A 24,420-nucleotide genomic window follows, 5' to 3' on the forward strand; every position below is an offset into this window, starting at 1 on the left:
TTGCCAGCGGCGAAAACCGTGGATGACGTCGCGGCGCTGCTGCCGTGGAATATGAAGGATTTGCATACCCCCGATTTAACCAGCGGCGTGACTTCCTGAACAGTCTGGGGTTGATGGATCGCTTACTATCGATCCGCGCCGAGCAGGCCGTCCTGGGCGCGCTACTGGCCGACAACGACGCACTGGACCGTACGCCCGACCTCGATGCAAGCCAGTTTTACCGCAACGACCACCGGCTCATCTTCGAAGAAATCCGTCGTCAGGTTGTAGCCGGCCACCGCGCTGACCCGCTGACGGTCTACGAGAAGCTTGCCGACAAAGTCGACGACTGCCTCCGATACCTCGCAACGCTGCGCCAATCGTCCGTTAGCGCCGCGAACATCGCGCACCACGCGGCAATCGTGACCGACAAGGCATCTAAACGGGCGCTGGTGGCACTTTCAGATGAAATGCGGGAACTCGCCGCATCTCATCAATCCGCAGCCTCCTGCGTCGATCTGATGGCTTCTAGGCTCGAAACGCTGGCGCACCGGAAAACGTCGGGCGAGCCGATGCGCATGGACTCGATGTTGAGCGACTACGCGGACGTGCTCCAGCAGCGCATGGACGGCACCATCAAGCCGATCAGTACCGGCCACCGTGACCTCGACTCGATGCTCGACGGCGGGCTGGAGCGAGGCACGCTGACGGTCATCGCAGCCAGGCCCGGCATGGGCAAGACTGCGGCCGGCCTGGGCATTGCTCGCAATGTGGCCGGGTGGGGCTCGTCGCTCTTTCTGTCGATGGAAATGGCGCGCAACCAAGTCAACGACCGAAACATCGCGGCGATGGGTTGCATTCCGATCAAGTGGCTGCGCAAACCATCCGAGGCCGATTCGCCGGGTAGCCAGAACACATTCCACTGGACCGCCATGACGCATGCGTTTAAGAAATCGCAGGAGTTGAACCTGTTCATCGATGACAAGACCGGATTGAACATGCTCGAGATCCGGGCCAAAGCGCGCGCGGTGAAACGCAAAGCCGGCCTGGACCTGATCGTGGTCGACCAGCTCTCGTTCATCGTCGGCGGGAAGTCGGACAAAAGCTACGAGGCGGTCGGCGAACATACCCGCGCGCTGGTTGCGCTGGCCAAGGAGCTCGATTGTGCGGTGGTGCTGCTCTGCCAACTGAATCGGGAATGCGAGAAGCGGACCAACCGCCGCCCGATCATGGCCGACCTGGCGGTGTCAGGCTCCATCGAGCAGGATGCCGCCAACATCCTGTTCCTGTACCGCGATGAAGTCTATAACCCCGACACTCCGGACAAGGGCCTGTGCGAAGTTCAGTCAGTGAAGCAGCGTCAGGGCGAGCCCGGCACGATCGCGCTCGGGTACATCGGGAATCAGACACGATTCGATGATTTGCCATATCCATGGCGACCACATTCCAGAGAAGAAAAGCCTGCACGGCGTGGCTTCGGCGCGGGCTAAGTTCATCGCACAGCACGCACAACGACAAACACAGAAAATCGGGACATAGCATGAACGATCAGCAATTACACGCGTACTGCCTGGAGTGGGTTTCCTGGTGCTTCACTCGGCGGTTCTGCATCAAACCGGGGACGCAAAGCCAGTTGACCAAGATGCAGCCGAGCCGGTCAGGCGTCGAGGGCAATGCGCGCGACAACAACGAAATTATCCAAAACCGGAGGGCGAAATGAGCCAAGTAAATCAGGTAGCGCAGAAAAATCACGGCGGTGAAAAGCCGGCAGTTTCGCTCAAAGTCATGAAGGAGCGCGGCATGCCGGGCGTGTCGACCGTCAAGAGCTGGGGCGTCGATCCGCGCCTGGTGCAGTTCGAGCCTGGCTTTAACCGCCCGATCAACCGCGAGCACGTCGAGTCGATCAAGGCTTCGCTGCGGGCCGGGTACGAGCTGGACGACATCAAGGTCCGGATCGAGGACGGCGTCATCATCGCGGTCGACGGCCACCACCGGGTCACAGCGGCGGTGGAATGGCTGGCCGAGCCTGGCGTGCGCGAGCCCGAGGGCGGTTTTCAGCTGGGCGCCAAGCAGTTTCGCGGCGGTGATGCAGAGCGCGTCATCCACCTGATCACCAGTTCGCAGGGCCTGGGCCTGACGCCGCTGGAGCGCTCGGCACAGTATCGCAAGCTCGTCGGATGGGGCTGGACGCCGGCCGCGATCGCGGAGGCGGTAGGGCGGTCGGTGCAGAACGTCAGCGATGCCCTGGTGCTTGCCGATGCAAACAGCGACGTAAAGCTGGCCGTCACCGAGAAGCAGATCAGCGCGAGCAACGCGGCGAAGATAGTGCGCCAGAGCGGCGGCCGCGCCGGCGCCGTCATCGCTGGGCACGTCGAGGCCGCACGCCTCCAGGGCAAGGCAAAGGCCACAGCCAAGCAAATAGCCGGGAACACCCCGAAAGACCTGGTCGCAGCGATCCGGCGCGAGATCGATAGCGGCGGGACATTCCGCGCCGAGGAAGTCTGCCCGACGTTTGCGGACTTGATCACCTACCTGCGCGGAACTGCTGCTGGCCGCCCTCACGCTGAACAAGGAACAGAATGATCGAGTACATCAATAAACGAATGATCGAGTGGTCGACTTGGTGCAAGCGCCGTGAGGATGGCGGCATGGGCTACCCGTCAAAGTCTAATTATTGCAGCCTGGTGCAGATCCACGGCGCCGGCGGTGCTGGCCCGATCACCGAGGCTGCGGCCGCGCTGGAGATCGAGAGCATCATCATCGCTATCCGCAAGGCGAACCCGGCACAGTACGAGGTGGCCAAGTGGTTTTACCTGGCCGGCAATTTCACCATCAAGCGCATCGCGCAGGAATTGAAGTGCGGCGAGTCGACCGTCTATAACCGCCTGCATGCGTTGCACTTGACGGTGATGGATGGCCTGCACGATATCGAGATCGAGGCGCAGGACCGCGCCGAAGAGGCCAGGGCGGCGCAACGACTTAATCCGCTTGCCAAATTGGAGGGTTAGGGTTATATTGTGCTACGCTTGCTCATCTGTACGTAGGTGACATTGAAGAAAGCCAGCATCCTCACGGATCGTTGGCTTTTTGCATTTCAGGTCACCGTTAGCATGGCTGAAAGGTCGAAGGCAATGGACTTCTGGTCCTCGAAAAATGGGGAGTCGGCACGTAAATTTGCTGGCTGTTGTCTTATAGGCATCCGTATAGTGCCATAATTCTCGGTACGATCGACCGGTCGTAATGAAAATTATGGGAGGAAATATGCAAATTCGCTATTTGTCTACTGTCGCCTTTATTGTTATGTTAAATGAAAGTGCATGGGCCGTTCCGGTTGTTAAATCAGCACCTGTTCCCGCATCACCTGTCATCGAACGACGGACTCATACCTATTTGACATTTGCGTTTGCTGATGTGAATTTCTATGACGGGTCAAAATTTGGAAATGGTATGGCAAAAATCACGCTTTCATTGGAAAATGAAGGAAGTGATCTTAAATCTGTTTTGTACAATGATACTAGATCGGGTGGCTGGCATACGCAAAATCACATGGAACAGTTCCAGATTACCTTCATTCTTCTTAATGCAGTAGGAGCTGAATTGGGGCGCGTTCAGGAGAATGGCTATATTGGGTGCAGGGAATATCTAGGTAGCGTGAAGCGTAAGACGACTCCTGAGATTGGCAGTGTAATCGCTCAGGTCGCATCGGTGCGAATGGATGTAGGACCGCAAGCAGTAGACGCCTGCTAGTCTTAACAGTGCGTGCTCCCCGGCGAGTGATGTTGATTCCTCGCCGGTTGCAAGTGCTCGGAAAGCCTTGCACATATTTTCCATAGTTTAGCCTGCACGTCGGTCTTCTGCTGGGGGGGCAACTTCCCTCGCAGCTCAACTGATTCATCCTGGCTGATGGTCCTCCATGGCAGAGACCACCAAGCCCGACAAACACCTGGTGCGCGAATACATGGACCGGCGCACGCACGCCGAACATGAGCCGCCGCCAAGCGCCGACGAGATACGCCGCATCTTGGGATGGGAGCTGATCCCGCACAACAACGAACCGGAAGCCGAGCCATAAGCGAGCGCAGAAGAACGCTTGGCTCAAGATCACCATCCAGTTGGCTGTGTGCGAGAGCGACATCGCCGGGAAGGCGCGGCACTCGTAGGCATGGGTGCCATAGGCAAACGCCTATAACAATGGATAAATACCCTTTTTGCATGGCGCGGTCACTCTATACTGTATTTTCATTAATAACAGTGGAGTTACAGATATGTCAGATATTGCCAAAGGAAAAGTTGTTCAGCTGATCAGCGGTGGTCCGCAGATGTCAGTGGTTGATGTTTCGGATTACAACCACAGCGGTAAAGATGATACGGCGAAATGCGTCTGGTTTGACGCTAAAAATGTCAGGTGCGAAGACGTGTTCGATGTAGCTGTACTCAAGCTGTATGAGGCGCCAGCCAGCGACTCGATGCGGGTAACTAGGGCTTGAGGATAAGTAACATGAATAATTTCAGCCGCCTACGGGCGGTTTTTTATTGGGCGGAATCGTTATGAACCATGAGATTTTTAGCATAGGCCAGTTGATTGTATGCTATGCACCGCCGAACCTGCGCTCAGTAATGCCAGGGAATAAGGTAATGCTCCGCTCGGGCGGTCCAGAAATGACCGTGTGCGATACAAACGCCCGAGGCCAAGCAATTTGCCAATGGATGGGTACCGATGGCCTCACTCGCTCAGTATTCGATTTGGAATGCCTCACTTGTTACGGCGCACGCTGAATTCACCATGACCGAGCACACCGTTATCTGCACCCTCACCGTTCACCGCGCATGGTGGCTGGCGCCCTACTTGAATACGCTCGCCTTCGTGTGCGCGCTGACTGGCCTGGAGCCGGATCTGCGCAAGGCGAGCCGCATGATCGAGCGGGGCGTGACGCTCAAGGCCACGCCGGTTCGCTGACCTTTGTGCGCGCCATCGCACTCCAGCGGCGCGACTCGTAATAGCGGGTGCAGTCACCGATGAACCATGGCTACGGACTCCCACCGCAGGGTATCGCGGGTACTCGCGTAGAGCAGGCGGTGACACTTCCTACCAACCAACATGAGGAGAAGTACTGATGTGGAAAAATATGCTGGACCGCCTATTCGGGCGTGAGCAGGTGGCCGCGCCGATCGCACCTGTGCAGTTCAAACTTGCGGCCGGCGATACGGTGGTGCTCAGCTACTCCAAGTTCCTGAGCATGGAGCAGCGCAACCGCCTCAAGGAGATGGCGCTCACGGACCTGCCCGCCGATGTCAAGGTACTGGTGCTTGAAGGTGGCATCGATATGCGCGTGATCAACCGCACCGATTGTGCTAGCGGCATCCTCGCGCAGCTGGAGACCCAGACCAAGATCATGGCGGCCAATGCTGAGAAGGCTGACCGTGATTCGAAGCTGTATCGGGAATCGCTCAAGACCTACGCGACAATCGAAGGAGCAGATCATGAGCAACACTGACCACAACAGGATCACCAGCCTGATCGAGCAGCGCATCCGTGAGGAAGTGCAGCATGAGGGCCGCAAGGCAGTCGATGCATTCGAAGCGGTGATCAAGGCCGAGCTCGCCAAGATTGGCGTCTCGACCTGGGGCACCTGTATGCACCGGCTCGTGCTTGAGGTACGCACGCAGCACCTCGACAGCCTGGTCAGCAAGCGCATCGTTGAGCTGGTCGATAAGCTGGTGCAGGCAGGACAGCCAACCGCCCAAGCTGAGCCCGCAGCACCCACGTTCCAAGTGGGCGATAAGGTGGTGCTGAATTCAGGCGGGCCGGTGATGACGGTAACCAGCCTTGTCGGCTACGACGGAAATCTGGTGTGTGAATGGGCAAATGGCGAAGAGACCGATCATTCGTGCTTTCCCCCAGCGGTACTGGTCCGCGCCGGCACTGTGCATAACCCCATTCGCCCGTGAGGCTGCAAACCCTCAAGCCGCGCCTCAAGGCAGCAAGCCCCGGCCGCACCCTCCCTGTCGCATCCCATCAAGTAGCTCAGCGCCTCCGTGGTAGCGCAGGGGTAGCCGACCGCATCAAGATCAGAGCACGCGACAGTGGCCTGTGCCAGATGTGCAAGAGACCCGGCTACCTGGTCGACCACATCAAGCCGCTGTGTGAAGGCGGATCGGATGACGATACCAACAAGCAACTACTGTGCGCCCCATGCCATGACGCGAAGTCCGCGCAAGAGGCGGCGGCACGGTCAGGATCGTAACACCGAGAAACATTTCACCGGTGCAATGTGTTGCATCTGTGCATGGGTAGGGCGGGTCGAAAGTCTGGGGCGATTTTGGCCGGACACCCCTAGTTACCTCACGCGCAAAACTTGGCCCCTTTTCAAACGGAAATTCAAATGGCAGGCGTAAAAGGTAAGAGCGGCGGCGCCAGAGTAGGGGCTGGCCGCAAGAAGAACCCGGAGAACGAAGGCGATGAGTTCGTTCAATCTACGGAGGGAATGACCCCGGTTGAGGTGCTGGAGTTCTTCATGCATCACGACGCCGTTCCGGTTGCGCTGCGCCTTAAGGCGGCCGGCCTGGCCGCTCCGTTCCGTCATAAAAAATTGGGCGAGGGAGGCAAGCCCAGTGCTGGCGATACGGACAAGCCGGCGCCGTCTGCTAAATATGGAACCCGCACTCGTCCAGGCGAGAACACTCAGCATTAAGGAAAATAGATGACACAGTCCACAGCGTGCCTAGATTGGGAACGCAGGATTGTTGCGCGTGAATCACTGATCTGCTTTCCGCCAGCGTATCCAGATCGGGCCGCCGAGGCATGGGAGATAGTTGGTGGGTTTCGGCTCGTCGACATCGAAGGTCATCCGATGATTCGCGATGTATCGCTGCCCTGGCTGCGCGAGTTCGTCGAGGCGGTTTTTGGGTCCGAAACACCAGAAGGCCGCCGAATTATCAACGAGTTCCTCTTCATGGTCAGCAAGAAGAATGCAAAAAGTACGATCGCTGCGGCGATTATGCTTTGTGCGCTGATCATGAATTGGCGATCCCAGGCCGAATTGTTGATCCTGAGCCCCACGAAAGAAGTCGCGGACAACAGCTACAAGCCCATCGCTACGATGATCCGGGCAGACCCGGAACTTGAAGCGCTGCTTAAGGTGCAAGACCACTTTAGGCTGATCACGCACACGCAGAATGGGGCGACGTTAAAAGTGGTGGCTGCTGATAGTGATGCCGTCTCCGGGAAAAAAGCATCGTTCGTCTTTGTCGACGAGTTGCACGAGTTTGGCAAGCAAGCCCGAGCGTCGAACATGTTGCTGGAGGCGACCGGCGGATTAACCTCGCGGCCTGAAGGCTTCGTGATCTATGCGACCACCCAATCAGCGGAGCCGCCAGCTGGCGTATTCAAAGACAAGCTTGAGTACGCGCGCAAGGTCCGCGACGGCGTCGTTCACGATCATCGCTTTTTGCCGATCATTTATGAATTCCCCAGGGCGATGCTCGAATCCGGCGCCGCGCGGGACCTGAATAACGCATATGTCACGAACCCAAACTGGGGGCGGTCTGTCGATATTGAACGAATCACCCAGCTGCACCGCACAGCCAAAGAAGGGGACGAAGGCAAATTCAAGGAGTTCCTTGCCAAGCACTTAAATATTGAGATTGGTCTTAACCTGCGCTCTGATCGGTGGGCCGGCGCAGACTTCTGGGAAGCAGCTGGCGACCCAACTCTATCCCTGGATGCCCTGCTCGAACGCTCTGAGGTCGTAGTGGTAGGGATCGACGGTGGCGGGCTTGATGACTTGCTTGGCTTGGCGGTTATAGGTCGCGAGCGAGACACGGGACGCTGGCTTCATTGGGGGCATGCATGGGCTCACAAGATTGTGCTGGAGCGCCGAAAGGAGATTGCGCCACGCCTGATGGATTTTCAGAAGGACGGCGACCTCACTATCGTTGACGTCCCAGGCCCCGACATCAGAGGGGTAGCGGACATTATTTGCAGGATCAGGGATGCAGGAATTCTCCCGTCCAAGCATGGCATCGGTGTTGACGGCGCTGGCATTGGCGCAGTGGTCAAGGAGCTGAGCGCAAGGCAATTCTCGATCGAATCAAACGGCGATATTGTCGCCATTAGCCAGGGCTGGCGCCTGAATGGCGCAATAAAAGACACCGAGCGGCTAATAGCCGGCGGCGAGTTCATACATTGCGGGCGGCCGATCATGGCTTGGTCCGTGAGCAATGCTCGCGTTGAGCAGCAACGCAACGCAATCAGCATAAACAAGCAGGTTTCTGGAGCGGCGAAGATCGACCCGTTAATGGCCCTGTTCGACGCAGCGTCATTGATGGCGCTGAACCCCGAAAGCCAAGGAGACATCAGTGATTTTCTCAACGACCCGATTAGCGCATGAGCCTGTTTAATTCCTTCCGTGGGTGGCTGGGCCGAGGCGGCGCCATTGCCGAGACCCAGGGCACGCAGGCCGGCTTGCCTGGTGCCGCGCTGACGCTTGACACGACGAGCATGGGCGTCGACGGCGCGCTGCAAATCAGCACCGTGTGGGCATGCATCGACCGCCGCGCGACGCTGGTGGCCAGCCTGCCGTTCTTCGCGTACGAGCAGGTTGACGGCGAGAAGGTGCTGGCGCGCAAGTCGCGACTGTACGAGCTGCTGCACGAATCGCCCAACAGCCGCATGACGCCGTTCGAATTCTGGCGCGCCATGATGATGAACCACGACTTGCGCGGCAACGCGTACGCCCGTATTGATCGCGACGGCGCCGGCGAGGCGGTTGCACTTTGGCCGATGCCGGCCGACCAGGTCGAATCCGAGGTTCTCCAAAACGGCTCGATGATTTACAAGTACCGGATCGGCAACGATGTTGCCGTGTTCTCCGATCGGAACGTGCTTCACCTCAAGAACCTGGGCAACGGCACTACCGGCCTGTCCAAGCTGGAGTTCATGCGTGCGACGCTTGACGAGGGGGCTAAGTCGCAGGCCGCCGCCAGCAAGCTGTTCGCCAACGGTGGCAAGCCGAGCGGCATCCTCATGATCGACAAGGTGCTGGATAAGGCCCAGCGTGCGGCAGTGAAGAAGAACTTCGAAGATATGGCCGAGGGTGGAATGTCGCGGCTGTTCGTGCTCGAAGCCGGCATGAAGTACGAGCAGCTGAGTTTATCGCCGGTCGACCAACAGCTGCTGGAAACCCGGAAGTTGACGACGGAACTGATTTGCCAGTGGTTCGATGTGCCACCAGTGCTGGTGCACCACTCGAATGTGACCGCCTGGGGCTCGGGAATCGAGCAGCTGATCCAGGGCTTCTACACCACCGCAATGCGACCGACGCTGATCAACATCGAGCAGGCCGTGCGCAAGCGCGTGATGACCCCGCGCCAGCGCGTCACGATGACGGTGGAGTTCAGCCTGGACGCTCTCTTGCGTGGCAATCCAAAGGATCGGGCGGAAATTCTGGCGAAGCTGCTGCAAAACGCCGTCATTTCGATCGCGGAAGCACGCCAGTTGGAAGGCTGGCCGTACAAAGAAGGCACAGACGGGCTGAATATCCAGTCGAACCTGGTGCCGCTTGCCATGCTGGGCCAAGTCAAACCCGCATCCGGCGGCGCCGGCGCAACTATCGCTCAATAGCAGAGGAATCACATGGAACACAAAGCACTTGCCATCGCCAACGCTCAGTTCAAGCTGGAAAGCGACGATGCGACATTCGCCGGCTATGCCTCAACCTTCGGGAACGTAGATTCGTACGGCGACACCATCGTAAAGGGCGCCTACGCCGACACGTTGAAGCTGAACGGGCTGCCGAAAATGTTCTTCAACCACGATTCTAACGCCGTCCCGATCGGCAAATGGGTCGAGGCGAAGGAAGACGACTACGGCCTGCTGCTTCGCGGCGAGTTCACGCCCGGCAATGCGCTGGCCCAAGAGGTCAAAGCGGCCCTGAAACATGGCACCGTGGACTCCATGAGCATCGGTTATGCGCTGAAAAAGGGCGATTACGAGGACACGCCGGCTGGCCGCACCATCAAACGGGTCGCGCGCCTGGCCGAAACGTCGATCGTGACCTTCCCGGCCGACAAATTCGCGCGCGTGGACCTGTCAAGCGTGAAGGCGTTCGCTGACGACTTGGCCCAGGTCGAGACCATCCGAGATTTTGAATATTTCCTGCGGGATGCGGGGAATTTCAGTAAAGGGGCGGCGCAAGCGCTGACCGCCCGCGCCAAGGCGCTGTTTTCCCTGCGGGATGCAGGCGACGACGCCGAGGCGACCAAGAACGAGGCCGAAATCTTGGCCCGCCTTGAGCGCATGACGAAATAACCCGCATCAATTTACCCATGTAAGCCGCCTTGAGCGGCTTTTTTTACGCCCAAAGGAAAAAAATGTCCGATCAGATTATGAAAGCCTTCGACCGTGTCGAAGCAAAAATGGCCGAGATTTCGACTAAAGCCGACGCCGAAATGAAGGAACTTGGCAAAGTATCGAGCGACACCAAGGCTGCGATCGAGTCCGTGGGCATCGAGCAGCGCACGATGGCCGATCGCCTCCTCGTTCTCGAGCAGCAGAAGTCCGCCCAAGCGGACGCGCCACCTGCCGACGAGTCGGTCGGCGCGCAGTTCGTCAAGCATGCCGCGTACGACAACTTCATCAAGCAGGACGGCCGCGTGCGTACCCGCATCGAGGTGAAAAACACCGTCACCAATACGATTGCAGGCACTTTCAGCGAGCGCCGCCCCGGCATCGTTGAAGGCGCATGGCGCGTGTTCACCATCGAAGACCTGCTGGTCAACGTGCCGACCTCGGCCAACGCCATCGACTGGCTGCGCGAGAACGTGTTCACCAACGCCGCGGCTGAAACTGCCGAAGGCGCGCAAAAGCCCGAAAGTTCAATCACCTTTACACCCGGCACCATGCCGGTGTCGACGGTCGCGCACTGGATCAAGATCACCCGCCAGCTCGCGATGGATAACGCTGCCCTGGCCGCGTACATCACCCGCCGCATGGTCTACGGCGTGAATATCCGTGTCGAAAACCAGCTGGTCGGCGGCAATGGCGTCGCTCCGAACATCTCGGGCCTGACCCTGGCCGGCAACTTCACCGCGCACGGCTATACCGCCGCCTCGCTGACTGGCCTAGGCCTGTCGCCAACGAACCGCTTTGACCTGATCGGCAAGATGATCGGTGATTGCGCTACTGCCGACTACCCGGCCGATGTCGTGATCCTGAACACGTCCGACTGGTGGACGATGCGCCTCGCGAAGGACAGTCAAGGCCGCTACCTGCTGGGCGATCCGGGCTCGACCGTCGTGCCGACTCTGTTCGGCCGCCCGGTTGTGGCATCGAACGCCATGGCCGCCGGCATGGTCTGGGTCGGCAGCCTTGCGCAAGCCGCCACCCTGCACACCCGCGAGGGCATCGCGGTCGATCTGTCCGACTCGGACGGCGACAACTTCACCAAGAACTTGATCACCATCCGCGCTGAGCGCCGCCTGGCGCTGACCGTCGAGAAGCCTGCTGCCGCTCGCTACGGCCTGCTGCTGCCGGCATAACCCCAGCGGGGCCAGCTCCGGCCGGCCCCGCCACCAGGAGCACTCCCATGAAATTAGTCGAAATCGAAATCCTCGGCATGGCAATCACGCATGACCACGGCACGCTCGGCCAGGGCGATGTTCTGCGCACCAGCCCCGAGTTTGCGCGCCACCTGGTCGATGACTGCAAGGTGGCCAAGTACTCGAAGGCGAAGGCGCCCGAGCCGGAGCCTGAAACACCAGATGCCGCAGTAGAGCCGGCCACCGAAACCCCAGAAGACGAGCCTGCCCAAGCGCAGAAGCCCGCCAAAAAGCGCTAAAGGACACGTATGGCAAAGACAATCAGCATTTCGGCCGAGGTCGATACGGCGTCCTTAAGTGTCGCTGTGACCGCAGCACCAGGTAGCGCTGGCATTGCCGTTGCCTACGCATTAGCATCGTCCAGCGTTATGATCGCGAATACAAGCCTGGGCGCCACGGTGCAATATAAGGTTGGCTCCGGCGCATGGCTGGAAATTCCGGTCTATTCTGCGGTGCCTGTTGAGGTAAACCTGTCGTACGAGCAGATCATGCTTCGCCGCGCCAGATTTGACGGCGGTGAGTGCAGCGTTCGTATCGATGTCGACAGCGTTCCGCGCATCAGGGCCGGCGGGAGCACGTTGGCAAAGAGGGAGCAGTCAGCGCGCCAACTCCGCATGGCCATCTTCGGCGATTCCCTGTCTGACGGCGGCGCGCCGGGGCGAGCTGCTGGGATTTTAGACGGCCGCCCATGGTACGGCAGCACGACCGTCGTCACCCCGGCCAACTTCGGTGGGCTCACCTGGCTGTACAACGCTATGGTCGATGGGCGCGCGGGCGCGGCTGGCAACGGCATCGGCACCATCGAAACCGACGCACGGTGCTGGATGCGCTGGACCTACCTCGGCGACACACCGGGCCCATGGATCGATGTCAGCACGGGTGGGTTCTTCGTACTGCCGAGCGGGACATTCGTCAATTCCGGCATCTTCGTCAAGATTCGCGGTGCGACCCCTGGGGTCCCGAACGCCTCCAGCCTCGTCAACACCGCTGGCATCCCTTCTATCTCCGACTACAACCTGCTCGGCTACGTCCCTTGGCTGGTCGGGCAGCTGGGCGCCACGTTCACCGACTACCAGACGTTCGCCATCCCCGGAGCCACGTCGGCCGACGCGCTGAAATTTGTGCCCCAAGGGCTCCTTACGCCGCTGGCCGCCGCTTTACTTCTGATCGGCACCAACGATTCGCCCGACACCCCGGCGAAGGCGCAGGCCAGCGCGGCCAACATCATTGCCGCCATCGACTTGATCCGCGTGAAAGTGGAGTACCTTGCCGTGGGCGAGCCGCCGCCGAACATCAACGCCACGCAAACGGTAAACAAGTTCATGGGCGTCGTGGGCGACATTGTGAGCGCGTATTGCGCGTCACTAAAAGGCAACGTTGAATACATCAGTTCCTGGGATCGGATGGTCGCCTCGGGCGCGAGTGTAATTGGGTCCGGTGCCGGCGCGCGGCCAGGCGCCTACTTTGATGACATCCACCTGATGCCGTTCGGCGGTAACGAATTTGCAGCACCCTACGCGGCTGCGTTCCTGCGCCGCTTCTCGCGCGCCCCGTCGCGCCGCCACGCGTTGCGCACCTGGGATTCGACGGCGAGAGCCGGGTCGTTCAACCTGAACCCTACGTTCCGGGGCACTGCGGGGATTTTCGGCGGCGCTACGCCCACAGCGGCAGGCAATGGCGTCACCGGCACGGTGCCAGATGGCTGGACGCTCACGCGCGTAGCTGGCGTCAGCGGCACGGCCACGCAGACCTGCACAACGGCCTTCGAGGCGTCCCCAGACGGCGGACTTTCGCGCTACACGATGGATGTTGCCGGCGCCTCGCAGGGCGACTATCACGAGTTGTCGCAGCAGTTCAACGTGCCGGCCAATATGACGGCGGGGGAGTTCTTCCAATTCCTCACGGAGACACAGACCGTAGCGGCGAACGCTATCGGCCTGGCGATCTGGCAAGCTCAATGCGTCGCCGGGGGCAACATCCAGTCGTCGTATGTGTTCCAGACGGGCCGCGATGTGGCTAACTTCACAGTTGAAGGGCCGATGCTAGAGCTACGCGGTGAACCTCAGAAGATGCTGAGCGGCTTTACCCTGTTCACTATTCGAATCCGGGTCGGCGCACGCACCGGGGGCGGTACCGGCAAGGTTGGATTGAGGGTTGGCAGCATGGACCGTGCGCAATGACCTCGCGCCAAATCACCGCGCCGGTGGCGCTGGCGGTTTCGATGGAAACCGCGAAGCTCCAGCTGCGCGTTACGTCGTCCGATCTGGACGCATCGATCGAGCTGTGGCTCAAGGGCATTACGCGCGAATGCGAGCACCAGATCGGCCGCGCGCTGGTCACGCAGGCCTGGCGCACCACGCTGGCCGCCTTCGACGACGCCATCCAGCTGGAGCGCGCGCCGCTGATCGCCGTGCAGAGCGTCAGCTACTACGACGCGGGCAACGGGCTCCAGGTGCTGGCGCCCGATGCGTACTACGTGGACGCCGTGACCGAGCCGGGCTACATCGTGGCCGCAGCTGGCGCGCCCTGGCCGGCCACCTTCGCGCGCGGCAACGCTGTCACCGTGGAATACACCTGCGGCTACGGCGACACGGACGACAAGGTGCCGGAAAACGTGAAGCTCTACATCTTGGCGCGCCTGTGTGAGCAGTTCGACCCGGCCACGCGCGAGTTCAAGGCCACGTCGCAGTCCATGTACGTGGACCGGCTGCTGGACGCCTGCCGGGTGTATTCGTGAGCGGCTTCGCGCAGACCCTGCGCCACCTCGTGACGATCCAGAAGCCGGGTGGCCGTGATGCGCTCGGCCAGCTGCTGCCGAACGGCTGGACGACGTTCGACACCGCATGGGCCGACATTCTGGTCGTCGGCGGCTTGGAGTCGATCAAGGCCGGCGCCGTCACCGCGCAAAAAAAGGTCTCGATTCGGATGCGGTACCGCACCGACCTGACGGAGGCCATGCGCGTGCTCCATGGCACAACCGTCTACAAAGTGCTCGCGGTGCTGCCGGACGAGCGTAACCATCAACACGTCGACCTTGCATGCGAGACCACGAAATGATCACTATCGATACAGGCGCGTTTGCAGACGCGATCAAAGCGGCCACCGACCAGATCGCCGAGACCGTGAGCGAGTCCAGCCTGCGCGCCGCCGCGTTCGCCGGCGCCGAGATTTTCCGCGACGAGGCAATCCGCAACGCCGCCAAACACCGCAAAACTGGCGTGCTCGAAAAGAACATCATCGTCAAGCGCCTGGAAGAAGAATCGAACGGCGGTGAGCGCCAGGCGTATCTGGTCACCGTCCGCACCGGCAAGTTCGGCGCCGACGGTGACGCGTTCTACTGGCGCTTCGTCGCGGGCGGACACAAATTTGTGCCGCGAAACAAGAAGATAAGTAAGAAGACTGGCAAAAAGATAGGCTGGAAGGCTCACCGTGCTGCTGCGGAACTGGAATACGGCACGGCATCAGCGCCTGCCTACCCTTTTATTCGTCCAGCATTCGACTCAAAAAAGAAGGAGGCAACCGCGGCTGTGAACGCCAAGCTGGCCGAGAAAGCTGGTGGCACATGAGCATGGAACTGATGGTCGCCACCGCGCTCCAAGGCCTAGTCGACGGGCGCGTGTACCCGGACTTTGTCGAATCCGGCGCGCTGGCGCCGTACATCGTATTCCAGGCTGTTGGCGGGAGTCCGATCAATCTTCTCGGCAGCGAAGTGCCGGACAAAGAGCTATCCCGCGTGCAGGTCTCCGTGTGGGCCGCCACGCGCTTGGAAGCCTCCGACCTTGGTAAGCAGGCAGAGAACGCCTTGCGCGTCGTGGCGGGCCTGCAAACCACCGTACTGACGGGCCGCGTTGCGACCTTCGACGAGGACACCGAGCTGCGCGGCACGATGCAGGACTTCGAATTTTTCACCTGACCTGATTCTCTTTTTCATGCCCGTTTCGGGCGAACCACCGACCCGCCCTGCGCGGGTTTTTTACTTCCCGAAAGGAAAACACAATGGCTGTTTCTCTCCCTAACGGTATCGTCTTCGCCCTGGCGACCGCGTACGCCGCAAGTCTCACCGTCACCGCCGCGTCCAACGCGAACGAAGCGGTCCTCACCGTAACGAACACCTTGGCCGCCGGCGACTTCTTCGAATTCACCTCGGGCTGGAGCAAGGCGAACAACCGTGTGTACCGCGCCAAGTCTCCAACGGGCACCACCATCGTGGCCGAAGGCCTGGATACCACGCTGACCGCGCTCTACCCTGCCGGTACCGGCGCGGGCTCGATCCGCAAGATCAACAGCTGGACCCAGATCACTCAGATGATGGGCTGCACCAGTTCCGGCGGCGAGCCGCAGTACCAGACCTATTCCTTCATGGAGCAGGACTTCGACAGCCAGATCCCGACCACCACCTCGGCGCAATCGCTGGCCCTGGAGATTGCCGACGATCCGGCACTGGCTGGCTACCAGGCGCTGCGCACCATCGCGCAAACCCGCAGCACTACCGCCATGCGCGGCACGCTGCCGTCGGGAAGCCTGATCCTCTACAACGGCATCTTCGCGTTCGACGAGACCCCGTCCATGACGAAGGGCAACCTGATGTCGGTCAAGGCCGGCGTCGCGCTGCAGGGCCGCCCCGTTCGCTACGCCTCGTAATTCCCCGTGACCCCCGGCCCGCATCAGCGGGTCTTTCCATGCCGGCGGCTTGATCCCCGCCGGTCTTTTTCCTTAGAAAGCAAAAAATGACCAAGACCACCAACAAGAAATTCTCCCTGAATGTTGCCCCTACCTTCAAAGCACCCGTTCAGATTCAGATCCCAGGCGCCGGCGAGGCCGAGATCGTGTTCACGTTCAAGCACCGCACCAAGAACGAGCTGAAAGAATTCACAGAATCGCTCAAATCCGCAGACGGCGAGGACGGCCCGAACGACACGGACGTGCTGCTCGACATCACCAGCGGCTGGGATCTGGACGAGCCGTTCGACGCTGACTCGCTGAACAAGCTAACCCAGCGCTACATGGGCGCGGCACAGGCTGTCATCGCCGCCTACTTCAACGAGCTGACGGGTGCCCGCGCAAAAAACTGACCGCGCTTGCAGAGGCCATGTACACCAAGGCCCCGACGCCGGAAGAGATTGAGGCAACGGGGCTGGCAGTGGAGGACTTTGTAAGCGAAGCGGTGGAGCCCTGGCCCGACAACCTCGTGCCGCTGCTGCTGTTCCAGTTCCTGCGCACGCAATGGCGCTCCGGCGCTGGCGGCCCAAGCGGCCTCGACTACACGGTGATGCACCGGAAGATGGATCGCATGGGACTGGATCCGGACGAATACGACCAGCTTGAGCACGACATCCAGATCATGGAAATCGCCGCGCTCAACTGCATCTACGCAAAAACCTAACCGCCTCCGGGCGGCATTCTTATTTGGGCAAGCCAATGGCTGAAACTACAAACACCGCAACGATCAAGGTCGTGCTCGACGCCGACGGTGTTGATGCCGGCTTGCGCAAGATCGATCAGGGCGCTGCGCAAACCACGCGCGTTCTCGAAAATCTCGGGAAGAGCAACGGCGTCAACGCCCTGGGCGACGGCGCCGTCGATGCGGCCGGCAAGTTCGCCGGCGGCACGAAGACCATCATCGACGCCATCCAGCGCCGCGCAGTCGCGCTGGAGATGGGCAAGAAGGGCACGGTCGAGTATTACACCGCGCTGGCCAGTTCCAAGGGCATCGACACGGCGGCCCTAAAGCCATACCTCGACCAGCTGGACGCCGTGACGCGCAAGACCGCGCAGGCCGCCGAAGCACAGAAGAAGCTGGACGACGGCGCCGCATTCATCAATGGGCTGCGCGCGCGCACTCAGGAAATCGGCAAGAGCTCCTCCGAACTGGCGGCCATGCGCGCCGCGCAGCTTGGCGTGAGCGAGACCGCGCAGCCGCTGATCGAGCAGCTGCGCGCCGCCGAAGAGGCCGCGTCCGGACTGGGCGGCACGCTCGGCATCGCCGGCACCGCGCTCCAGGCATTCGCCGCGGCTGCCGTCGCCGCTATGTCCATCAGCGCCGTCGCCGCCGGCATCCAGACCGCAATCGACGCGCTGGCCAGCCTGGACGATATGGCCCAGAAATCTGGTTCGTCCGTCGAGAGCCTGTCGCAGCTGCAAAAGGTCGCGCAGATGACCGGGCAGGATTTCGGCGAGGTCAATTCGGCCGTCAACAAGCTCGCCAAAGGCATGGGCGGCCTGGACATCGACTCCAACAAGGTGCTGGGCGCGCTCAAGACGCTGGGCGTTTCCGCCACAGATTCGGCGGGCAAGCTGCGCGCGCCGTCCGAGGTGATGATCGAGGCGGCGAAAAAATTCCAGAACTACGCCGACGGCGCCGGCAAGGCCAAGCTGGCCAACGACCTGTTCAAGGGCAGCGGCGCCGACCTGCTGCCGTACCTGAACGACGTGGCCGAGAGCGTCGACGGCTTCACCGGATCGAGCACCGCCGCCGCCACAAAGGCATCGGAGTTCGGCGACAACATGGGCGCGGTAAGGGTGCATGTCGGCGAGCTGTGGACCGAGATCGCAACGAATCTGCTCCCGAGCATGATCAAGTTTTCCAAATATGTGAAGGACATCACGGAAGGCGACCGCTTCAAGAAATTCATGGTCGATGCGGGTAAAGCGGCAGCGAGCTTTGCCGAGGCAGTGGAAAAGATCGCACCGGTAATCGTTTCGGCCACGAAGATCGTTGCGACATATTTCGGCTTGTTCGTGCTGGCTCCAAATGCCTTCAAGTTGGCAGCTGTGGGCCTGGAAATCTTTTGGCTGGCTGCTCAGCTGGCCGCCGCCAAGGTGGCGACAGCAGGTGGCGTCATGGCCGGCCTGAATACCACACTATGGGGCACCGGCCTCTCTGCGCAGTTCGCCTCCGGCTGGATGGGCAAGCTCAAGATTGCTGGCGGCGTGCTGCTCGCCTTTTTCGCAGGTTGGGAAATTGGCAAACTTCTATACGAGGAATTTGATTGGGCGCGTGTTGGGGGGCTGATGTTCGTCGAAACCGTCCTGATCGGCTTTGAGCAGATCAAGGCCGGGTGCATCATCGCCTTCGACTTGCTGGCGGCTGGCTGGAACGGGGCGCTGGGAACGATGAAGGTGGCTTTCAGCGGCTATTTGACAGGCGTCGCCGAGGGCCTCGCCAAAATCGGGGCAACCGATGTGTCGAAGAACGTGGCCGCCTATGCCGACTCGCTGCTCAAGGCTGGCGCCGTTCAGATCAGCAGTGCGAAAGGAGTGGGCGCGGCCGTAGCCAAAACGGCAGCCGAGTACGAGAAGAACGTCACGGCGATCAAAGCAAACATCAAAGAGCTGACAGCGTACGCGGCGATCAGCGACCGCATCAGCGTAAAGGATGGCGTTGGCGGCCCGCCGAAAGTGGAAAAGCCGGAAGCCCCAAGGTTGAAGGAGGACGACGGCTCGGCTGCGAAGCAAGCGAACGCATATGCCAAGCTTACCGCCTCCATCCAAGAAAAAATTGCAGCAAATGAGCTTGAACTTCTGACCGGTGATGCGGTGTCAGAAAGCCAGAAAATGGAAATCAAGCTGAACTACGAGCTGCGCGAAAAGATCGTCACACTTTCAAAGGAAGAGGAAAAGCTCACCAGAATTCGCCTTGCAGGACTAGCGGTATCTGAGAAGAATTTAAAGCTAAGTGCTGCTGAAAAGGGCGTGGGCGAATACATCAAGCAGAACACGCTCGCGCGCGAGGCATCCGTCGCCGCCCTTGCGTCCGAATATGAGCTGTACGGCAAGGGTTCCGATGCGCGTGACATCGCCGCAGTCGGCCTGCGCAACGAGGCCGAGCTGAAAAAGCGGCTGTTCGAGATGGAGAAGGCGAAACTCCCCGTTTCGCAGCAGCTGATCGACCAGATGCGCGAATCGACGAAGGAGAAGGAGCGCGACGAGAAGGCGACAATGGCGCAGTCGAAGGCCCTCAATTACGCCAGTAAGCTGGCCGACGACAACCGCCGCTACGCTGCCGAATCGATTACCGATGAACGCGAGCGCGCCGCCGCGCTGCTGGAAATCGACGCGGAAATGTGGCGTGAGCGAATCGCGCTCGCCGGCGAAGGCACCGAGGCGCAAAAGCTGCTGCAATCCGAATTCACGACCTGGTACAAAAACCAGTCCGGCAAGGCCGCGATGGACGAATGGCGCAAGTCCGTGCAGCAGTACGATGACATTTTCCGCACTGGCTTTGCCGATATGCTGAACAACGGCCAGAACGGCTGGAAGTCGTTCACGAAATCGCTGGTCACAACGTTCAAGACGTCGGTCGCGGACCAGATCTACAAAATGTTTGCGCAGCCCTTCGTAATGAAGCTGGTCGCAAGTCTGGTCGGTGTAACTGGCGGCGGCGCAGTCTCTGGCGCTGCCCAGGCTGTCGGCATCACAGGTAGCGGCGGCCTCGATCTCAGCTCGATCAGCGGCATCGCATCGGCAGCCAAGGCCGCGTACGGCGCTATCAGCACGGGCTTTTCCGGAATTAGCACTGCGGTGGCTGACGGTGTTCAGACGATTCTCTACGAGACCGGTTTATCGACCAAGATTCTTACTAATGGCGCAGTAGCCAAGGGTGCTGGCGCGGTTGCCGGCTATGCGGCTGGTGCAGCGGTCGGTGTCTATGCCGGGCGCGCGGTATCGAATGGCTATGCAGTAAGCGGCTCTGGTAATGGCATGGTCAATGCCGGCACCATCGCCGGGGCGATCTTTGCAGGTCCTATTGGCGCGGCTATCGGCGGCCTCATCGGCGGCGCCGCGAACAGGCTATTTGGGCGCAAGCCGCGCGAGTACGGCGACTCCACCATAGTCGGGTCGTTCGGCACAGATGGATTCGCAGGCACCACCAATACTCCATGGGTCGAAAAGGGCGGCGTTTTCCGTAGCAGCAAGAGGGATACTGACAAGGTAGCTGTCGACTCGACCTCGGCCGCCGCGTTCACCGCCGGCTATGACGCACTCAAAGCCGCATCGATCGATTTCGCTTCTGTGCTGGGTATCCAGGCTGACGCCATCAAGACGCACGCGCAGTCGATGAGCATCAAACTGACCAAGGACCAGGCCGCGAACGAAAAGCTGATTGCCGATTTCTTCATTGGTGTGGGCGATTCGATTGCGCTGGAGCTGCTACCGACTCTGGGCGATTTCAAAATGGAGAGCGAGAATGCAAGCAGCACGCTCCAGCGCCTTGCTGTCGACTACGCGTTCATCGACGCCGCGCTCCAGGCAATCGGCGATACCTTTGGCGCAGTCGGGGTCGGCTCGATCAAGGCACGCGAGTACCTGCTCGAACTGTCGGGCGGCATGGAAGCGTTTGGCAAGGACGTTGCCTACTTTTCGCAAAACTACCTGACCGAGGCGGAGCGGTTGGCGCCGGTTGCAAAAAGCGTAGAGGCTGCCTTCAAAGAACTGCAGGTTGCTGCCCCCAAGACCCGCGAGGAATTCAAAGCGCTGGTCATGGGCCTGGACCTGACCAGCGCGAACGGTGCGAAAACGTACGCCGGCCTGATGAATATTCAGGAGGCCTTCGCGCAGCTGAATCCGGCGCTTGAGGAAGCGGCGGCAAAGGTTCGTTCCCGTGCTGATATCGAGAAGGAGCGCGCCGGACTTCAAGATCAGTTCGACCAGCTGGCCATGACACCGGAGGCGTACCGCCAGAAGCAGGTAGCCAAGCAGCGTGCTGACGTCGACCCCAGCAATTTGGACTTGTTCGACAACGTGCAGTATGGGGCCGCAGCCGATGCCGCAAACGCCGCGGCGCGGGCGGCGGCAGACAGCCTGGCCGCAACGAACAAGAGCTATCAGGATCAGATCGACGCTTTCGAAAAGGTCGGCAAGAAGGCCGCAGCGGTGCGCGAGCTGGAGATCAAGGGCATGGACGCCACGACCATCGTGTTGTATGACCTGGTCAAGGCGTACGAGGCAAGCGCGGCCTCTGCCGCAGCGGCGGCACAACTGGCATCTGTCAACAAGGGCTACGAGGATCGTATTTTTGAAATCGAAAAGCCCGGCATGGACCCGGAGAAGGTCCGCGAGCGAGAAATCGAGGGGATGGACGCGACCACGGTGAAGCTGTACGACAAGCTCAAGGCGCTGGAAGCGGCGCGGGCTGCACAGGAGGCTCTTGACCGGGCCGAGAAGGAGCGCATTGACGCTGCCCGGCGCGACCAGGAAGAGATGGCGCGCGCGCAGCAGCGCCTGGCAGAGGACGCCGCGCGCGCCGCCGAGCAGATCAAATCAGCCTGGCAGTCGGTCACCGATTCGATCTTCGACGAGGTGGCGCGTATTCGCGGCATCGCCACCGGCAATGGCGCGCAAACGCTCGCCAGCGCGCAGGCGGAGTTCGCAATCAAGAACGCCCAGGCGCAGGCCGGCAACCAGGACGCGGCAAAGCTGCTGCCCTCGATCTCGCAGAAGCTGATCGAGCTGGCCGAGGCCAACGCCACATCGCTGATCGACCTGCAGCGCATTCGCGCGCGCACGGCGGCCAGTCTCGACGCAACCGGCGCCATCCTGGCCGCGCGCTTCGGGCTGACGCTGCCGAGCCTGGCCGTGGGCACCAACTACCTGCCGAGCGATATGGTCATCCAGGCGCACCAGGGCGAGCGTGTGATCCCGGCTGCTGACAACCGGGCGCTGATGCAGATGATCAACCGTCCGGCGCCGGCTGACACGTCGGGCGCGGCGCAGCAGCAGGCGAACGCCGAGATGGTTGGCCTGCGCGCCGAGGTGCGTTCGATCGCTATCAGCAACGCGGCCGTGGCCGGGATGCTCAAACGCGTCATCAAGGACGACAAACTTCAAACGGAGGATGCATGAGCGGTATGAAGGTCATCAAGCCGACCACGATCACGACGGCGATGCTGACCAGCAGCACGGTCGCTGAGCCGGCGGCGGGCGAGGTCGTCTGGAATGCGGCCACAGCCTACGCGGCCGGCGCGGTCGTGATCCGGGCAACGACGCACATGAAGTACGAGCGCGTGATCGCGGGCACCACTGCCATGCTGCCGGAAAGCGATCCTCTCAACTGGATTGAGGCCGGCCCGACGCTACGCTGGGCCATGTTCGACCGCAAGATCGGCACGGCCACCACCGCGCCGACGGCTATCACCGTTGTCACGCGCCCCGGTAGCATCTCCGGCCTGGGCATGCTGGAACTGGTCGGCCGACAAGTGGTCGTGACGGTCAAGGATGCGCCAGGCGGCATTACGGTCTACAGCCGCACGGTGAACCTCGACGGCACCATGATCACCAGCGTCTACGAATGGTTCTTCCTCGACTTCGAACAGCTGTCGGACTTCGTGCTGACCGACCTGCCGCAGCACTTCGCTGCGTGCGAGCTGACGGTAACGATCACGAGCACGACCCCTGTCTCGGTCGGCGTGCTTCAGGTGGGTCAGGCGATGACCGTGGGCCGCGCCGCCATGGGCGCCACGGCCGGCATTATTGACTACAGCAAAAAAGAGAAGGACCGCTTCGGCAATTTCGACGTGGTCGCCGGCGCCTTCAGCAAGCGCGGAAATCTGCAGGTGCTTACCCCGGCCACCGAATTCAACAAGATTTTCCGCTCGCTCGCGGCCCTGCGAGCGACGCCCTGCATTTACATCGGTGCTGATCAAGTTGGCTTTGAACCGCTGATCATCTACGGCTTCTACAAGGAATTATCCATGGTCGTCGCGTACGCCCAGCACCATCTCTGCAACCTCGAAATCGAAGGACTCTCTCAATGACGATCACCGCAATCCCGCCACTCGACCGCACGTCTCCCAGCTTCCGCGCCGAGGTCGACACCATGTTCAGCACGCGCATTCCCACGCTGACCGTCGAGCTAAACGCCTTGGCCAGCGACCTGACGATCAAGCAGGGGCTCGCCAGCGCCGCCGCCACTGCCGCGAACAACGACAAGATCGCCACGGCCGGCATTAAGGACACCGCACAACTGGCGGCCGACGCAGCTGAAAGTTATAGAACCCAGGCGCAGTCATCGGCAGCGGCTGCGGCTGCAAGCGCCCAAACCATCGGCATCACGGCAGCTTTCTCGGATGCGAATCCGGTGGTAAAAGGCAGCGCCGATATTACCAAGCAACTGAAATTCGAGATCGACGGATTTACAGCCGCGACTACGCGCACCGTAACCATTCCTAACAAGAATGGCACCATGGCTATGTTAGAAGACAGCGGCCTTGGGTTTCTTGGCGAAGTGGTATTAGTAACTGCTACTGCAAATATCGATTTTCTGAGTATTTTCAATGGGGGGATTTATGACCGATTTTTGATAACCATTCAAAATGCAAATTCAACCACCAGCGGCTCTGAATTTCTTATTCGCTATGCAATTGCGGGGGTGGTGGACTCGACAGCAAGTTACAACGCCAGCGCCTACGGGTCCGTATTAGGCTCAACAACAACGGCGCTGGCGTTGGGTACGCCATCAGCGGGTAATCCTATGCAATCGGAGTTCACCCTCTACAACAATGACATCGGAAACAGCAAACGTAGCCATGTTTGTTCGCCGTCAGGCAATTTCGGCGAGATCCTACGAGGATTTCACTATAAAGCGACTCCGGTAGCACTGAGCGGATTCAGGATATATGTCGCAAACGGTACTGATCTTATTGCAGGTACTACAGTACGTGTGTACGGATTCAAAAAAGCGTAAAGGATGAATATGAAAGTAGCATACTGGGATGATGAGTAAGCGCGATTTCTACCGCACCTTGACGTTGCCCTAATCGACGGGCAAGCGGCTGTTAAACAGCAGTAAAGTTGAACGGCAACAGATCGGCAATGTCGGCACCGGCCTGGCGCTGCGGCAGTTCT

General features: G+C 60.3%; 29 protein-coding genes. All 29 read left to right on the top strand.

The window, feature by feature from the left end:
• Nucleotides 1–113 precede the first annotated feature (113 nt).
• The 29 genes from F2P45_RS31755 (at nt 114) to F2P45_RS31895 (ending at nt 24,259) form a co-directional block, all read left to right on the top strand.
• Nucleotides 114–1,469 carry a replicative DNA helicase gene (locus tag F2P45_RS31755; RefSeq protein WP_223164874.1) on the top strand — a complete coding sequence of 452 codons (1,356 nt, stop codon included), beginning with the start codon at nt 114–116 and terminating at the stop codon, nt 1,467–1,469.
• A gap of 50 nt (nt 1,470–1,519) precedes the next feature.
• On the top strand, nt 1,520–1,699 hold the full coding sequence (locus F2P45_RS31760; protein ID WP_166882212.1) for a hypothetical protein: 180 nt from the start codon (nt 1,520–1,522) through the stop codon (nt 1,697–1,699).
• The gene (locus F2P45_RS31765; RefSeq protein WP_166882213.1) at nt 1,696–2,562 is read left to right on the top strand and encodes a ParB/RepB/Spo0J family partition protein; all 867 of its coding nucleotides are present in this window, start codon (nt 1,696–1,698) and stop codon (nt 2,560–2,562) included. Before F2P45_RS31760 ends, F2P45_RS31765 begins: the two co-directional genes overlap by 4 nt.
• Nucleotides 2,559–2,987 (top strand): hypothetical protein, encoded by a 429-nt coding sequence (locus tag F2P45_RS31770; RefSeq protein WP_166882214.1) that lies wholly within the window; start codon nt 2,559–2,561, stop codon nt 2,985–2,987. The genes F2P45_RS31765 and F2P45_RS31770 overlap by 4 nt, the downstream gene beginning before the upstream one ends.
• A gap of 232 nt (nt 2,988–3,219) precedes the next feature.
• Nucleotides 3,220–3,726 carry a hypothetical protein gene (locus F2P45_RS31775; protein ID WP_166882215.1) on the top strand — a complete coding sequence of 169 codons (507 nt, stop codon included), beginning with the start codon at nt 3,220–3,222 and terminating at the stop codon, nt 3,724–3,726.
• Nucleotides 3,727–3,892: 166 nt separating this feature from the next.
• Nucleotides 3,893–4,051, top strand: a complete 159-nt coding sequence (locus F2P45_RS31780) for a hypothetical protein (protein ID WP_166882216.1) — start codon at nt 3,893–3,895, stop codon at nt 4,049–4,051.
• Between the two features lie 193 nt (nt 4,052–4,244).
• Entirely contained in the window at nt 4,245–4,466 is a 222-nt protein-coding gene (locus F2P45_RS31785; RefSeq protein ID WP_166882217.1) for a DUF2158 domain-containing protein, read from the top strand.
• A gap of 148 nt (nt 4,467–4,614) precedes the next feature.
• Nucleotides 4,615–4,755, top strand: a complete 141-nt coding sequence (locus F2P45_RS37335) for a DUF2158 domain-containing protein (RefSeq protein WP_370663341.1) — start codon at nt 4,615–4,617, stop codon at nt 4,753–4,755.
• 7 nt (nt 4,756–4,762) lie between these two features.
• Nucleotides 4,763–4,936, top strand: a complete 174-nt coding sequence (locus F2P45_RS31795; protein ID WP_166882219.1) for a hypothetical protein — start codon at nt 4,763–4,765, stop codon at nt 4,934–4,936.
• 157 nt (nt 4,937–5,093) lie between these two features.
• Nucleotides 5,094–5,474, top strand: coding sequence for a hypothetical protein (locus F2P45_RS31800; protein WP_166882220.1), 381 nt, complete (start codon nt 5,094–5,096; stop codon nt 5,472–5,474).
• The gene (locus F2P45_RS31805; protein ID WP_223164875.1) at nt 5,461–5,928 is read left to right on the top strand and encodes a YodC family protein; all 468 of its coding nucleotides are present in this window, start codon (nt 5,461–5,463) and stop codon (nt 5,926–5,928) included. The genes F2P45_RS31800 and F2P45_RS31805 overlap by 14 nt, the downstream gene beginning before the upstream one ends.
• Before the next feature lie 149 nt (nt 5,929–6,077).
• Nucleotides 6,078–6,224, top strand: a complete 147-nt coding sequence (locus F2P45_RS31810) for an HNH endonuclease (protein ID WP_166882221.1) — start codon at nt 6,078–6,080, stop codon at nt 6,222–6,224.
• Between the two features lie 138 nt (nt 6,225–6,362).
• Complete coding sequence (locus F2P45_RS31815) at nt 6,363–6,671, top strand: hypothetical protein (protein ID WP_166882222.1); 309 nt, start codon at nt 6,363–6,365, stop codon at nt 6,669–6,671.
• 9 nt (nt 6,672–6,680) lie between these two features.
• A complete protein-coding gene (locus F2P45_RS31820; protein WP_166882223.1) occupies nt 6,681–8,369 on the top strand; it encodes a terminase large subunit in 1,689 nt (562 codons plus the stop codon).
• Nucleotides 8,366–9,601 carry a phage portal protein gene (locus tag F2P45_RS31825; protein ID WP_166882224.1) on the top strand — a complete coding sequence of 412 codons (1,236 nt, stop codon included), beginning with the start codon at nt 8,366–8,368 and terminating at the stop codon, nt 9,599–9,601. The genes F2P45_RS31820 and F2P45_RS31825 overlap by 4 nt, the downstream gene beginning before the upstream one ends.
• A gap of 12 nt (nt 9,602–9,613) precedes the next feature.
• Nucleotides 9,614–10,288, top strand: a complete 675-nt coding sequence (locus F2P45_RS31830) for an HK97 family phage prohead protease (protein ID WP_166882225.1) — start codon at nt 9,614–9,616, stop codon at nt 10,286–10,288.
• 77 nt (nt 10,289–10,365) lie between these two features.
• The gene (locus F2P45_RS31835; RefSeq protein ID WP_166882226.1) at nt 10,366–11,517 is read left to right on the top strand and encodes a phage major capsid protein; all 1,152 of its coding nucleotides are present in this window, start codon (nt 10,366–10,368) and stop codon (nt 11,515–11,517) included.
• Between the two features lie 47 nt (nt 11,518–11,564).
• Nucleotides 11,565–11,816, top strand: coding sequence for a hypothetical protein (locus tag F2P45_RS31840; RefSeq protein ID WP_166882227.1), 252 nt, complete (start codon nt 11,565–11,567; stop codon nt 11,814–11,816).
• A 9-nt stretch (nt 11,817–11,825) separates the two neighbouring features.
• The gene (locus F2P45_RS31845; protein WP_166882228.1) at nt 11,826–13,757 is read left to right on the top strand and encodes a hypothetical protein; all 1,932 of its coding nucleotides are present in this window, start codon (nt 11,826–11,828) and stop codon (nt 13,755–13,757) included.
• Entirely contained in the window at nt 13,754–14,314 is a 561-nt protein-coding gene (locus tag F2P45_RS31850; RefSeq protein WP_166882229.1) for a head-tail connector protein, read from the top strand. The genes F2P45_RS31845 and F2P45_RS31850 overlap by 4 nt, the downstream gene beginning before the upstream one ends.
• A complete protein-coding gene (locus F2P45_RS31855; protein ID WP_370663340.1) occupies nt 14,311–14,634 on the top strand; it encodes a phage head closure protein in 324 nt (107 codons plus the stop codon). Before F2P45_RS31850 ends, F2P45_RS31855 begins: the two co-directional genes overlap by 4 nt.
• Entirely contained in the window at nt 14,631–15,143 is a 513-nt protein-coding gene (locus F2P45_RS31860; RefSeq protein WP_166882230.1) for an HK97-gp10 family putative phage morphogenesis protein, read from the top strand. Before F2P45_RS31855 ends, F2P45_RS31860 begins: the two co-directional genes overlap by 4 nt.
• Entirely contained in the window at nt 15,140–15,490 is a 351-nt protein-coding gene (locus tag F2P45_RS31865; protein ID WP_223164876.1) for a DUF3168 domain-containing protein, read from the top strand. The genes F2P45_RS31860 and F2P45_RS31865 overlap by 4 nt, the downstream gene beginning before the upstream one ends.
• Before the next feature lie 83 nt (nt 15,491–15,573).
• The gene (locus tag F2P45_RS31870) at nt 15,574–16,218 is read left to right on the top strand and encodes a phage tail protein (protein WP_166882232.1); all 645 of its coding nucleotides are present in this window, start codon (nt 15,574–15,576) and stop codon (nt 16,216–16,218) included.
• 86 nt (nt 16,219–16,304) lie between these two features.
• A complete protein-coding gene (locus tag F2P45_RS31875; RefSeq protein ID WP_166882233.1) occupies nt 16,305–16,649 on the top strand; it encodes a phage tail assembly chaperone in 345 nt (114 codons plus the stop codon).
• Between the two features lie 17 nt (nt 16,650–16,666).
• Complete coding sequence (locus F2P45_RS31880) at nt 16,667–16,960, top strand: DUF1799 domain-containing protein (protein ID WP_166882234.1); 294 nt, start codon at nt 16,667–16,669, stop codon at nt 16,958–16,960.
• Nucleotides 16,961–16,995: 35 nt separating this feature from the next.
• Nucleotides 16,996–22,419, top strand: a complete 5,424-nt coding sequence (locus F2P45_RS31885; RefSeq protein WP_166882235.1) for a phage tail tape measure protein — start codon at nt 16,996–16,998, stop codon at nt 22,417–22,419.
• Entirely contained in the window at nt 22,416–23,330 is a 915-nt protein-coding gene (locus tag F2P45_RS31890; protein ID WP_166882236.1) for a hypothetical protein, read from the top strand. Before F2P45_RS31885 ends, F2P45_RS31890 begins: the two co-directional genes overlap by 4 nt.
• On the top strand, nt 23,327–24,259 hold the full coding sequence (locus F2P45_RS31895; RefSeq protein WP_166882237.1) for a hypothetical protein: 933 nt from the start codon (nt 23,327–23,329) through the stop codon (nt 24,257–24,259). The genes F2P45_RS31890 and F2P45_RS31895 overlap by 4 nt, the downstream gene beginning before the upstream one ends.
• Nucleotides 24,260–24,420 lie beyond the last annotated feature (161 nt).

This window comes from Massilia mucilaginosa (assembly GCF_011682145.1).
GTDB classification, from domain to species: Bacteria; Pseudomonadota; Gammaproteobacteria; order Burkholderiales; family Burkholderiaceae_D; genus Telluria_A; species Telluria_A mucilaginosa.

Excerpts from the sequence above, each read along its gene's own strand:
- F2P45_RS31870 (WP_166882232.1), top strand. The coding sequence starts at position 15,574 with ATGGCTGTTTCTCTCCCTAACGGTATCGTCTTCGCCCTGGCGACCGCG.
- F2P45_RS31865 (WP_223164876.1), top strand. The coding sequence starts at position 15,140 with ATGAGCATGGAACTGATGGTCGCCACCGCGCTCCAAGGCCTAGTCGAC.
- F2P45_RS31875 (WP_166882233.1), top strand. The coding sequence starts at position 16,305 with ATGACCAAGACCACCAACAAGAAATTCTCCCTGAATGTTGCCCCTACC.
- F2P45_RS31755 (WP_223164874.1), top strand. The coding sequence starts at position 114 with ATGGATCGCTTACTATCGATCCGCGCCGAGCAGGCCGTCCTGGGCGCG.
- F2P45_RS31890 (WP_166882236.1), top strand. The coding sequence starts at position 22,416 with ATGAGCGGTATGAAGGTCATCAAGCCGACCACGATCACGACGGCGATG.
- F2P45_RS31785 (WP_166882217.1), top strand. The coding sequence starts at position 4,245 with ATGTCAGATATTGCCAAAGGAAAAGTTGTTCAGCTGATCAGCGGTGGT.
- F2P45_RS31845 (WP_166882228.1), top strand. The coding sequence starts at position 11,826 with ATGGCAAAGACAATCAGCATTTCGGCCGAGGTCGATACGGCGTCCTTA.
- F2P45_RS31830 (WP_166882225.1), top strand. The coding sequence starts at position 9,614 with ATGGAACACAAAGCACTTGCCATCGCCAACGCTCAGTTCAAGCTGGAA.
- F2P45_RS31860 (WP_166882230.1), top strand. The coding sequence starts at position 14,631 with ATGATCACTATCGATACAGGCGCGTTTGCAGACGCGATCAAAGCGGCC.
- F2P45_RS31835 (WP_166882226.1), top strand. The coding sequence starts at position 10,366 with ATGAAAGCCTTCGACCGTGTCGAAGCAAAAATGGCCGAGATTTCGACT.
- F2P45_RS31840 (WP_166882227.1), top strand. The coding sequence starts at position 11,565 with ATGAAATTAGTCGAAATCGAAATCCTCGGCATGGCAATCACGCATGAC.
- F2P45_RS31895 (WP_166882237.1), top strand. The coding sequence starts at position 23,327 with ATGACGATCACCGCAATCCCGCCACTCGACCGCACGTCTCCCAGCTTC.
- F2P45_RS31775 (WP_166882215.1), top strand. The coding sequence starts at position 3,220 with ATGAAAATTATGGGAGGAAATATGCAAATTCGCTATTTGTCTACTGTC.
- F2P45_RS31795 (WP_166882219.1), top strand. The coding sequence starts at position 4,763 with ATGACCGAGCACACCGTTATCTGCACCCTCACCGTTCACCGCGCATGG.
- F2P45_RS31810 (WP_166882221.1), top strand. The coding sequence starts at position 6,078 with ATGTGCAAGAGACCCGGCTACCTGGTCGACCACATCAAGCCGCTGTGT.
- F2P45_RS31805 (WP_223164875.1), top strand. The coding sequence starts at position 5,461 with ATGAGCAACACTGACCACAACAGGATCACCAGCCTGATCGAGCAGCGC.
- F2P45_RS37335 (WP_370663341.1), top strand. The coding sequence starts at position 4,615 with ATGCTCCGCTCGGGCGGTCCAGAAATGACCGTGTGCGATACAAACGCC.
- F2P45_RS31760 (WP_166882212.1), top strand. The coding sequence starts at position 1,520 with ATGAACGATCAGCAATTACACGCGTACTGCCTGGAGTGGGTTTCCTGG.
- F2P45_RS31885 (WP_166882235.1), top strand. The coding sequence starts at position 16,996 with ATGGCTGAAACTACAAACACCGCAACGATCAAGGTCGTGCTCGACGCC.
- F2P45_RS31765 (WP_166882213.1), top strand. The coding sequence starts at position 1,696 with ATGAGCCAAGTAAATCAGGTAGCGCAGAAAAATCACGGCGGTGAAAAG.
- F2P45_RS31850 (WP_166882229.1), top strand. The coding sequence starts at position 13,754 with ATGACCTCGCGCCAAATCACCGCGCCGGTGGCGCTGGCGGTTTCGATG.
- F2P45_RS31825 (WP_166882224.1), top strand. The coding sequence starts at position 8,366 with ATGAGCCTGTTTAATTCCTTCCGTGGGTGGCTGGGCCGAGGCGGCGCC.
- F2P45_RS31770 (WP_166882214.1), top strand. The coding sequence starts at position 2,559 with ATGATCGAGTACATCAATAAACGAATGATCGAGTGGTCGACTTGGTGC.
- F2P45_RS31800 (WP_166882220.1), top strand. The coding sequence starts at position 5,094 with ATGTGGAAAAATATGCTGGACCGCCTATTCGGGCGTGAGCAGGTGGCC.
- F2P45_RS31815 (WP_166882222.1), top strand. The coding sequence starts at position 6,363 with ATGGCAGGCGTAAAAGGTAAGAGCGGCGGCGCCAGAGTAGGGGCTGGC.
- F2P45_RS31820 (WP_166882223.1), top strand. The coding sequence starts at position 6,681 with ATGACACAGTCCACAGCGTGCCTAGATTGGGAACGCAGGATTGTTGCG.
- F2P45_RS31880 (WP_166882234.1), top strand. The coding sequence starts at position 16,667 with ATGTACACCAAGGCCCCGACGCCGGAAGAGATTGAGGCAACGGGGCTG.
- F2P45_RS31780 (WP_166882216.1), top strand. The coding sequence starts at position 3,893 with ATGGCAGAGACCACCAAGCCCGACAAACACCTGGTGCGCGAATACATG.